Annotated in this window: 5 protein-coding genes and 2 pseudogenes; 4 read left to right on the top strand and 3 right to left on the bottom strand. The window is 47.0% G+C overall.

Translation table 11 applies throughout. From position 1 onward, the window contains the following. Positions 1–50: 50 nt before the first annotated feature. Positions 51–2,258: an IS1634 family transposase gene (locus ACIDITHRIX25_RS93890; RefSeq protein ID WP_201733027.1), complete on the bottom strand. Its 2,208-nt coding sequence runs from the start codon at positions 2,256–2,258 to the stop codon at positions 51–53. 237 nt (positions 2,259–2,495) lie between these two features. Here ACIDITHRIX25_RS93890 and ACIDITHRIX25_RS93895 point away from each other — a divergent pair, with 237 nt between their 5' ends. The 3 genes and pseudogenes from ACIDITHRIX25_RS93895 (at position 2,496) to ACIDITHRIX25_RS93905 (ending at position 3,490) form a co-directional block, all read left to right on the top strand. Next, complete coding sequence (locus ACIDITHRIX25_RS93895) at positions 2,496–2,954, top strand: reverse transcriptase domain-containing protein (RefSeq protein ID WP_201733028.1); 459 nt, start codon at positions 2,496–2,498, stop codon at positions 2,952–2,954. Between the two features lie 60 nt (positions 2,955–3,014). After that, positions 3,015–3,098 (top strand): annotated as a pseudogene (locus tag ACIDITHRIX25_RS93900) (hypothetical protein); the annotation flags it as partial. Beyond that, positions 3,074–3,490: an HNH endonuclease signature motif containing protein gene (locus tag ACIDITHRIX25_RS93905; protein WP_201733029.1), complete on the top strand. Its 417-nt coding sequence runs from the start codon at positions 3,074–3,076 to the stop codon at positions 3,488–3,490. The pseudogene ACIDITHRIX25_RS93900 and the gene ACIDITHRIX25_RS93905, both read left to right, overlap by 25 nt. A gap of 501 nt (positions 3,491–3,991) precedes the next feature. Here ACIDITHRIX25_RS93905 and ACIDITHRIX25_RS93910 read toward each other — a convergent pair. Next, a complete protein-coding gene (locus ACIDITHRIX25_RS93910; RefSeq protein WP_201733030.1) occupies positions 3,992–7,795 on the bottom strand; it encodes a beta strand repeat-containing protein in 3,804 nt (1,267 codons plus the stop codon). Positions 7,796–8,406: 611 nt separating this feature from the next. Here ACIDITHRIX25_RS93910 and ACIDITHRIX25_RS93915 point away from each other — a divergent pair. Next, positions 8,407–9,619: pseudogene (locus ACIDITHRIX25_RS93915) on the top strand (IS3 family transposase). 419 nt (positions 9,620–10,038) lie between these two features. Here the strand turns inward: ACIDITHRIX25_RS93915 and ACIDITHRIX25_RS93920 are convergent. Continuing rightward, positions 10,039–11,100, bottom strand: a complete 1,062-nt coding sequence (locus ACIDITHRIX25_RS93920; protein WP_201733031.1) for a transposase — start codon at positions 11,098–11,100, stop codon at positions 10,039–10,041. Positions 11,101–11,178 lie beyond the last annotated feature (78 nt).

Below are 11,178 nucleotides of genomic sequence, written 5' to 3' on the forward strand. Positions count from 1 at the left end.
AATCAACCTATTCTCCCAGCTAGTTGAGTATGTGGTCTTACGTTGGGACACTACAAATGCGTCGCAATGGTCTTTATCCGTTTAAGGGGATCACTAACTCCTAAGAGACGGTAGATCTCTTTGTGAACCGGCTCAGAAACACCACTAGTGCGGATGTGATAGACGACGCCTTTATCTGATGTAAGAACTATGGTGGCTCGGCGGTGACTGTTGAGTTGCTCTTTGATGGTTGACCATCTTCTCTTATCGTTATTTTGCCTCAAGGTCAGCTCAATAGCACTAAGGAGGTGATAGGCAAGTACTGAGATGAAGAGGTGAGCAGCAGTTCGGCTAGCTAGTTGATGATAGACCGGTCGAAGTCCAAGATCACTCTTGAGGGATCTAAAGGCATCTTCTACTTTAGTGAGAGTCGTATAGATATTCCAGATCTCACCTGCATCTAGCTCGCTATGGCTGGTATCTATAACGTAGGCTCCTTGGAGATTATCATCTTTGGCTTTAGTGGGTTTTTCTGTAATAGTGAGATTGATTACTTTGTCAAAGCGTCTCTTTTTGATGATCTTGCCATGGTCTTGATGATATTCAAGGGATATCTCGTATTTGGAAGCAATACTTGGGTACTTGGCCTTGATGCGTCCGATACGCTCTGAGACAACTGTGGTCTTAGATATAGAACCCTTTGTGATTGAGGTACTCAACGAAGTGATATCTACTAAGAATCTCTCATTAGCTTGACTAGAGATCGCTGATTCCTTCTTGGATCTCCCCAAAGAACGACACAACACCACGGTTGTGGTGTTGTTGTTGGTGGAAGAGGAGGAGATGGAGATGGAGGAGGAGATGGAGGAGGAGATGGAGGAGGAGATGGAGGAGGAGATGGAGGAGGAGATGGAGGAGGAGGAGATGGAGGTGGCGTTAGTATCAGTGTCGGTGCTGTCGCTGATATTGTTGCCGGTGGCACCATTACGGATATAGTCGTCAGTGTCGGTGCTGCTGTCGCTCTTGATGATACTGTTGCTAGTGTTGCCGGAGGTGGTGTAACTGTTATTGTCGTCAGTGCCGGTGTCTTCTTCTAGCGTTTGCACTTGTCCTTGTACTTGTGTTTTCACTTGTCCTTGTGGCTTTTGTGGTTCCACTTGGAGCTTTTTCACCAGTACTGGGGATCCTTGGGCATCGTAGATCTCGGTGAAGCCTTCCATCTCCATGAAATGGCTTCGATAGAGGCTCTTTTTGTTAGCTCTCTCAATTACTACGTAGTTGAGATTGCGCTTAATGAGAAGTTCTAGGTTTGCCTTGGTAGCAATTCCCCTATCCATCACAATGGTAGGAACAACATCCCCAAAGAGAGATCCATCCGATAGAGACTCCAAGGCATCAAGTACGCTAATGAGAGTTCTAGGCTCAGAGGTATTGCCCTCATGTATCTCTGAGTAGATGGGTAGTCCCCTGTGATCAACAAGTAGTGCCAGAGAAACTAATGTGCAATCAAAACGCTTCTCTTTGGAATGTCCATGTTTAGCTAGGGAGTTCCCCTTAGTAGAACCTTCGAAGTAGGTGTTAGTTAGATCAAAGAGAAAGAGCCTGGTATTCGTCCTAAAGAGATCAGAGCTAGCTCTATAGAGTGCTGGCTCTATGACGCCTTTAGCGTCATAGAGCTTATCTGCAATTGCATAGACCTTATCCTTGTGAAACTTAGAGAGATCGATACCACATATCTCAGGTAATGAAGAGTTGGAGTTGATATACGAATACGTCTTTCGATCAGATCCAGGATGAATAAGACGAGCTATTATCGTTGCCTTGGCAATGCCAAGAGATTCACCCGATAGACCTGCACTCTCTAGGATCTTATCGAAGCTAAGAGCTTCATAGAACGAGTTTCCTATGAGTTCTGGACCGATACTTCTACTATTGATAGTCTTAGCACTAGAGAGATCCACCATCTCAAGGTCAGCCTCAGTAGTTCTTGTTTCTTTAGCGGCTGCAACTTCGGAACGAATTGCATACTTAGTGATTGCTAGATCGACGTATCTGGCAATAATAGGATCTGATTCAAAGAGTGAGGTTACTCCAGAGAGTCTCTGGGCAATTGCATTGGCCAGAGCTGGCCACAATGACTTATCCAGGTCCAGTTCGGTCAAGGTCATTACTATACGTTGACGGGGACCTTTTTCACAGCGGTAGGACTCAACGAGTTGGTACTTACTGTAGCTAACGCCGGTCTTTTTATTAACTGTTGGAGTTTCACGGATAAACACAACAAGACAATAGCACCATGTCAGAGCTAATGCAAGTCATAATCAACACTACTCAAAAATTAGGACACTACATTCGCGACCCAAAAAGACCTAATACCCATCTACCAGGGAATCTATAAATCGCCCAAGTCGAAAATCGCCCAAAATCCCCTCAAAAGGGACCAATTAGGGCGATTTTTCGGGAAATCTGCGAAAGATGGGCTATGGACAAAGCGATTCTGATTGAGTGGCCAAAGGTTGGATACTCAAGAAAGAGGAAGGCTCTTTCTGAGTGACCTCGGGACACCGAAAGAGAGCCCAGTTTCAGCAGTATTGGCAAATTTGACACTAGATGGTCTTAAAACACTGCTCAAGCAGCAATTTCGAGGTCGCAAGGTCAACATGGTAAGATTCGCGGATGATTTTATCGTCACCGGCATCTCTAAAGAGCTGTTGGAATACCAGGTGAAACCTGTGATAGAAGCTTTTATGGCGGAGCGTGGTCTCATGGCCTCACCGGAAAAGACCAATATCACCAATATTGCTGATGGCTTTGACTTCCTGGGTTGGAACTTCCGAAAGTACAAGGGAAAGCTTCTGCAAAGGCCCTCTAAGGACAACATGGCTGCGGTTAAATCTAAAATATGCCAGATCATCTCCTCTAACAAGACGGCTAAGCAGGAAAGTCTCATACGGCAACTGAACCCGGTGATCTAGGGCTGGGCGAACTATCATCGCCATGCCCTTGCCAAGGAAGCCTTTTCCTCTCTAGATCACGAGATATGGATAATGCTATGGCAATGGGCAAAAAGACGCCACCCCAACAAGGGAACCAAATGGACCAGAAGAAGTACTTCATGACCATCGGCAACCGGAATTGGGTATTTAGCGTAAAGGACAAAGACGACAAGGTAATAACACTGGTAAAAGCCAGCGATAGGGCTATTGTTCGACACGTCAAGATCAAAGGCGACGCCAATCCCTTCGATCCCCAGTGGGATGCATACTTTGAGGACCGCATCGGTCGTCAAATGACCACAAACCCTGCGGAGAAAAAGAAGCTAGCCCGCCATTGGCGTGAACGAGATGGAAACTGTCAAAACAACAACGAAGCGATCACATCTCAAACGAGATGGACGCTTCGATACATAGTTCCCCGTTCACTCGGGGGACCTGACACGTTTTCTAACCGGGTCCTAGTCCACCAAAGCTGTCACGGGTATATTAACGCCAAAGAATTGGTAGCTATATGACCGGGTTCCAAAAGGGCCTTCATAAGGCTTGAGCCTAGTGCGATGAAAGTTGCCCGCTAGGTTCTTAGTAGGCACGGCTCAGCAATGAGTCGTGCCTATCCGACTAGGCTTCAACCCCCAAATAGACAATTTGGAGCACCCGAAGGGAACGTGAAGCCTTGGCAATTGCATTATGCAATTGTCTCCTAGAACGTAGCCAAACTTTCCAAAATTCAACCCATTCTCCCAGCTAGTAGCCTTAAAGGTCTAATGTTGGGACACTACTAATGCGTCGCAATCGTCTTGATTGGATAATACTCTTTGGTTAATGCCCCATGCCACAATCGCTATAGCCCTCATGGATCTCCTCTAAAAAGGAGATCCTTGAGGGCTAAGTTCCGCTATTTATCTTTAGCAGTGCAGCGAGATTGTCATCTCCTTGTAGCAGGTATACGACCTCTTTGATTTATATCACACGACGAAGTAAGGTCTGGATTCAACAAACCAAATTAGCTTTCTTGCTCAGCCAACGGTAATTGCATCTATTTGCTCATTTAACTTCTTAGGTGGCAATGAGCCATAGAATGCAGCATCACCGAAGGAGAAGACCCCTCCATCACTAGCTACCAACCAGTAGCCCTTGCCATCTGGGGTTGAAGCAATTCCTACTATTGGCTTGTTGAGTGTCTTAGGTGGCAATGAGCCATAGAAGACAGCATCACCAAAGCTAAAGACCCCTCCATCACTAGCTACCAACCAGTAGCCTTTGCCATCTGGGGTTGAAGCAATTCCTACTATTGGCTTGTTGAGTGTCTTAGGTGGCAATGAGCCATAGAAGACAGCATCACCAAAGCTAAAGACCCCTCCATCACTAGCTACCAACCAGTAGCCTTTGCCATCTGGGGTTGAAGCAATTCCTACTATTGGCTTGTTGAGTGTCTTAGGTGGCAATGAGCCATAGAAGACAGCATCACCAAAGCTAAAGACCCCTCCATCACTAGCTACCAACCAGTAGCCTTTGCCATCTGGGGTTGAAGCAATTCCTACTATTGGCTTGTTGAGTGTCTTAGGTGGCAATGAGCCATAGAAGGCGGCATCACCAAAGCTAAAGACTCCGCCATCTGCTGCAACCAACCAGTAGCCTTTGCCATCTAGGGTTGAAGCAATTCCTACTATTGGTTGATTTAGGTTTTTATTGGCTAGAGAGCCATAGAAGGTTGCACTTCCATAGCTAAATACTCCACCGTCTTTTGCAACTACGTAATATCCAGGCTTTGTGGTGGTAGATGGATTTTGAGTTGATGGACTTTGATTAGTTGTAAGTGTTGTTATAGATACCTCGTTAGAAGGTAACGAACTACCTGAGGTGTTAGTTGCTTCTATATAGAAGTAATAGGTAGTAGATGGATTGAGGTTTGTAACTGTACAGCTTGTTGAACTAGCAGTTAAAGGTGTTGTACAGCTAATAGGTGTAGTTGATTCTTTTCCACTTGTTGTTCCTTCAAAGATGTTGTAGCCAGTAGCTGGTAGATAGCTTTGGTTAGTAGATTGGCTCCAGCTAAGTGTTATAGATGTTGGTGAAATAGGTGTTGGATTGTTTAGTTGCGGGGGTGCTGGGTATGGAAAAGTAGTGGTGATTACTTGAGGAGTTTGTTGGACAGAGCCAGCATTGCAATATGGACCACTAGCACTTATACCTCTTTGGTCTGTTGTTGGACACAGGGTGATGCTAGGTCCACTAGTACCAATAGTTACAACTGTTTTAATAGGTATCAGCCCTATTGCTGGGTTGCCTGGCAAGGGCAAGATTGTTTGTGTTGGACCACCGTTGTTTTGGAGAGGACCGAGATTTTCAGACGCGATCGAAACAATACTTGTAGATTTATTAGCAGTAGGTGAGCTTGGAAAACCACAGGTGTTATCGTCTGCGACATTGTAACCGAGGTCAGTAATTTTGGTAACGTACCCGCCACACTCACCGCCAGATGGGGCACCACTGGTATTTGCTATTAGATCGGCGGCGAGGGTGAGGGTCCCGGAGTTGTAGATGCCACCGCCGCTGTTGTTGGCCCTGTTGTTTGAGATGGTGTCGTTGGTGGCGGTAAGGGTACCGGAGTTGGAGTTGTAGATGCCACCGCCGTTGTTGGCCCTGTTGTTTGAGATGGTGTCGTTGGTGGCGGTAAGGGTACCGAAGTTGTCGTTGTAGATGCCACCGCCGCCGCTGTTGGCCCTGTTGTTTGAGATGGTGTCGTTGGTGGCGGTAAGGGTACCGGAGTTGGCGTTGTAGATGCCACCGCCGTCGCTGTTGGCCCTGTTGTTTGAGATGGTGTCGTTGGTGGCGGTAAGGGTACCCTTGTTGGCGATGCCGCCGCCGCTACCTTGGGAGGATCTGTTGTTTGATATGGTGTCGTTGGTGGCGGTGAGGGTACCCTTGTTGAAGATGCCGCCGCCATAGCCGTTGCTCCCATCGCCATATTGAACAGTCATTGCAGTTATCGTGGCTGTTATGCCGGAGTCCACTGTAAAGACTGAGCCAGAGACCATGTTGTTTGTTGATGAAGTTCCACCTACGAAAGTCGATGTTGCACCTTGGCCAGTAATCGTGAGGTCTTTGCTGACAGTCACTGCCTCCCGGAAGGGACTAGTTGCAGATGATGAACCTACATTGATGGTGTCACCGTTATTTGCATTAGTAATTGCATTTGCAATTGTTAGACACGGCGTAACTTGAATACATGTGGTGTTATTTTTATCGCTACCTTTCTGTGAAACATAAAGGGTTGACGGACTCGCAACTGTTGAGATGCTGTAGGCAAGTGATGGTCCATCGCTATTGGATATCACAAGTGGAGAGTCGGTAGAAGTTATAATTCCACTTGGAACTGTCAGTGTTATAGAGGTATTTGAGTTGACGCTGTAGGTAACTACAGCTACGTTATCGATGGTGATGCCAGTTATATCTGATAAGTTCTTTGTATTGAAGAAGTTACTTCCTGTAACTGTTACAACTGATCCAGGGGCATATGTACCACTTGGACTAATCGACGTGATTATTGGTGCGTAGGTGTATTGATATGAACCTATTGAGCAAAAATTAGGGTTGCTTGATTCTGGTCTTTGGTATCCCCTTTGATCTGTTGATGGGACAGTTATACCATTTGGAACCAAGCTTTTTCCAACAGTAGCCGTAGGACCACAGAGGCCAGTATCAACTGGGATCGCGTTGTAGGCGGGCGAGTTTTGATCGATTGCAATTGTTTGAGTTGGACCACCGTTAGGTGCAAGTGGCTGAAGGGTCAAGGTTGAAGATTTGATGATTGAGCCGTTAGCTGACAATAGCTGACATGAAGAACCGTCTGTCAAGTTGTAGCCAGCGTCGGTGATGTGCGGCGAAGAGCCAGCGCAATCGGGGCCGGAAACCTGATCGGCGACTATTGAGGCGGCGAGAGTGAAGGTGGAGCCACCGTTTTCGATCGCGCCGCCGAGACCATCACTGTTATGGGAGATGGTGTCATTAGTGGCGGTTAGGCTACCGAAGTTCATGATGCCACCGCCATAGTCGGCCGAATTATTTGAGATGGTGTCGTTGGTGGCGGTAAGGGTACCGGAGTTGGAGTTGTAGATGCCACCGCCGGAACCGCCGCCAAGGGCACTGTTTTTGCTGATGGTGGAGTTGGTGGCGGTGAGGGTACCGGAGTTGTAGATGCCACCGCCTTGGCCGCCATAAGCTTTGTTATTTGAGATGGTGTCGTTGGTGGCGGTGAGAGTGCCGGAGTTGTTGATGCCGCCCCCTGCTGCTTTTCCACCCGTAATCGTTACTCCAATCAAGTTGACGTATACGTTGGTGTTGATTGTTAGGACCGTACCGCTGTTATTTCCATCAAGAGTTGGGTTTGTTACCCCAGGAGCAGGTTGTATCGTGATTGGTGCGGTCAGTGAGGTACCGTTTGTATTGAGGGTGAAGTTGCCTTCATAGGAGTTGGTGCTCCCTGGCGTTACGAGGTCGATTGTTTCACCTGCGGTTACCTTGGTTAGTGCAGTTGCAAGGTCACATGCATCGTTTGCGTCAGCACAGTTGCCTATACCAGTTGAGCTTGCCGCTGCATAAAGGATTGTATTTGAGGAAGTGGTACCAGTAGAGGCACCACTTGGTGATATCGTTGAAAATCCAATAGCACCTACTAGACAGATAAGAGATAGGGCAATTCTCTTAAATGATCTACTTACGAATGAGATGACACCGAAAGTAGATCTTGCAAAAGATACCTTCTTTGAATTTGAATAACCGCTAAATGGCTTTCTGTGCGATTTAGGAAGTTTTGACATAAAAGTTGTGACCCATCTCATTATCCTTGCGTTTACCTGTGCTTACTTGTTTGATTCAATTATGCAACATTTAAACTAACATTCTATGTGTAACTATACCGCATAATCAAACACAAAGAGTGACTTTAAAGCAGGCAATCTCAATCAACTGGGAAATTAGTTAGCAAGAAGAGATAAATAGTACCTTTGGTGACGGTAAGCGTGAGAATGGCTAAATCGTTGCTCTGTTCTTCCATTGGTGGTTTCTAGCACCAGTGTCGGCTGAATTCCCCCCCCAAGAGCCCTTTTAAGCCCCCTTTTAGCCCCTATTTGGGGGTAACCCTTATTTGGAGATGCTGGTAGATGAAGTTCGGTTTTCTCAAGTGGCCGATGTAGTGCCCTAAGTTGAGAATTAGCTGGGAATATTGATCTACAGGTAATTCATCTGGTATACTTGTTATATGTTCATTCGCGCCCTAGGTGTCAAGGGAGTTGGCATCTATTCGAATAGAATACCAACCATGCAGGGCGAGAACTTTGATCGAACACGATGAAGCCTTATCCCAAGGATCAAAATGATACGCCCCGGAAATCTTGGAGACTCCTAGTCTTTCAGTTAAGGAGTCATCATTATGGCAAGAGTAAAGAAGTATTCACCCGAAGTTCGTGATCGAGCAATACGAATGGTCACGGACCATCGAGGTGAGTATCCCCCACAGTGGGCAGCTATTCAATCTGTTGCTCAGAAGCTGTAAATGACGCCCGAGACGCTACGTACTTGGGTACGTCAGGCTTCGATAGATGTCGGTGAGACTAAAGGAACAACTACTCAATGAGAGAGAGCGCACCCGTCAACTAGAGCGAGAAGTCGTAGAGCTTCGTAGAGCTAATGAGATTTTACGTGCGGCCTCGATTTTCTTTGCGACCGAGTTGGACGGTCAAAGCGCGAAGCGAAGCAAGTAATTGCTTTTATAGATTGCAATAAGCAAAAGTGGGGAGTCCAGCCGATCTGTAGGGTCTTACAGTTCGCTTCCTCGACTTATTACTCTAATAAATCACGAGTTGCCTCAGTGAGATCTATTCGTGATAAATCTCTCAAGACGAAGATAAGTAAAATTCACAAGGACAACTACTTTCGTATATGGGCTTAGGAAGCTCTGGTGTGCGCTTAAGCGCGAAGGTATCGACATCGCGCGCTGCACAACAGAGCGTTTGATGGCTGAGCTCGGTATTTCTGGGGTGAGACGTGGTAAGACTTACGTCGTAACCACCGTCGCGAATGAGCTCGTAGAACGCCCGAAAGACCTGGCAAACAGGAACTTTACGTCTAATGAGCCAAACAACTTGTGGGTGGCGGATATCACTTACGTCAAGACAAAGATTGGCTGGGCCTACGTTGCCTTCGTTACAGACGTATTTTCAAGGACGATCCTAGGATGGAAGGTATCGCCATCGCTTAAGGCAAACTTGGCAACCGATGCCCTTGAGATGGCTATTCACCAAAGAGCGGTGTCGCCAGGCCTTGTACACCATAGCGATCGCGGAGTACAGTACCTATCTGTTAGATATTCCCAACGCCTAATTGATGTCGGCATTACCGCCTCAGTGGGTTCCAAAGGCGATTCTTATGACAATGCCCTGGCTGAGACGACAAATGGCATCTATAAGGCAGAGTTGGTGAATCCTCATGGGCCCTTCTTTGACGTCGATGAACTTGAGTGGGCGACACTTGGCTATATCGACTGGTTCAATAATCGAAGGCTCCATGGCTCAATTGGAATGATTCCACCAGTTGAGTTTGAAGATAACCACCATAGTTCCTCTTGTGATAACAAAGTGGCATAGCCAAGCTAGCTTTTTCTGCTTTTTATAACCATCAGGTCGACTCATCGAATCAATTGTTAGGCTTTGCCATGAATAACCATGACAAGGCTAACAATTGCAACCGGTTATCGACACCTGAATCCCACACCTACTAGTGGGCTGCAAGTTGCAGCCCACTAGTAGGTGTACTTCGCGTTGTCATAAAAGACCCAAGTTCTCTCTCACATCTTTTCTGCCCAATCCCAGTGGAGTCAATATGACCGAGGTTGATAACCACGGCGCTTGAAGCCTAGGAGCGTGAGTCCGAATTAGTTTCGGGTTTCGGTCTGTTTTCCTGTCTCACCCATTTATTGGCTATAGCGACGACAAACAAACCCCTAAGAACGTCTGAATGGCTCCTAGAACAGACTCATTGGGTCAGCTATGGGATTATTTCCTCTTTATGCCAGCGCTATCACTCCGTTTTGACGTGAATTAGCCAGTTTTCTCAAGTTGTGACAAATTGCATGTAGTGTCCACTCACCGGTGGCTCCAGCAACTCCGCGTAAGCGAAGATGCCCGGCTTGCTGTCTTAGTTTCATCTGGCCAAAAACTGGCTCGACTATCGCTTTTCTTCTGGCGTAATCTTTACGTCCGGACTGGGTTCGAAGACGTCTCGCCATGCGCTCTTTGTCGGTTGCGTTCTTGGGAATCCGTCCTCTTGGGGCATCGGGTACACGTTCGTTGTGTTTGAGCCTTCCGGTTGCAATAAGTGCGTTTATCCCTGCTTTGGCGATCTCTTCTAAGTTTTCTTTGGAGCAGTAGTCGGCATCTACAAGAAGAACTCTTGCTGTGTCATCGATTCCGATTGATTTGAGGTTCTCCTTGGTGGAGGCGATCATAGGAATGAGCTGGTTTACGGCGCTAGCTGCCTGGGTTATCTCTGCTGCGATGATCACCTGGGACTTTTCATCCACTACAGCCTTGCCGTTATAGGCGTAGTGGTATCCATCGTTAGTCTTCATCATTCTTGACTCTGGATCGGTGAAGTTTCGCTGGGCCTTGGGATCAGCTACTGCTGTCTCTTTGGCTTCTATGGCTGCTTCTTCGATCTCGGAGGTGTCTTTACCCTTTTTTGTAGAGTTCTTTTTTGCTTGCTCTTTAGCCTTTTGCTTTGCATCTGCTTCGATGGCCTCTTTTGCTGCACGCAGCTTGGAAAGTCTGCTTTGCCTACGTGCGAGCTCAGCTGGAACCTCGTCTCCGCGGTTATTGACTCCGAAGGTCTTATCTTCGGCTTCATCGATAGCTTCTGCTTCTCTAAGGATTTCAGCCACCTCTTTTTCTAGCTGTTCTATGCGTGGTGTTATATGGTCGTAGCTCATTGCTTTTCTCCGGGATGCGTTTGCTCTTGGTTTGGTGCCATCTAGAGCTATCCGTCCGAGCTTTATAAGACCTGCCTGACCACAGAGCCTAAGTGTACCTGCAGAAACAGATCTTTGAGAACGTCCAAGTGGCGGATGCAAGTCGTCTATGAGTGTCCCCGCTGCGAGAGTCGCTACCTCGGTATTTTAAAGATACCCAGAATGAAACCTTTTGCGTAC

The organism is Acidithrix sp. C25 (assembly GCF_904848545.2).

Excerpts from the sequence above, each read along its gene's own strand:
- ACIDITHRIX25_RS93905 (WP_201733029.1), top strand. The coding sequence starts at position 3,074 with ATGGACCAGAAGAAGTACTTCATGACCATCGGCAACCGGAATTGGGTA.
- ACIDITHRIX25_RS93910 (WP_201733030.1), bottom strand. The coding sequence starts at position 7,795 with ATGTCAAAACTTCCTAAATCGCACAGAAAGCCATTTAGCGGTTATTCA.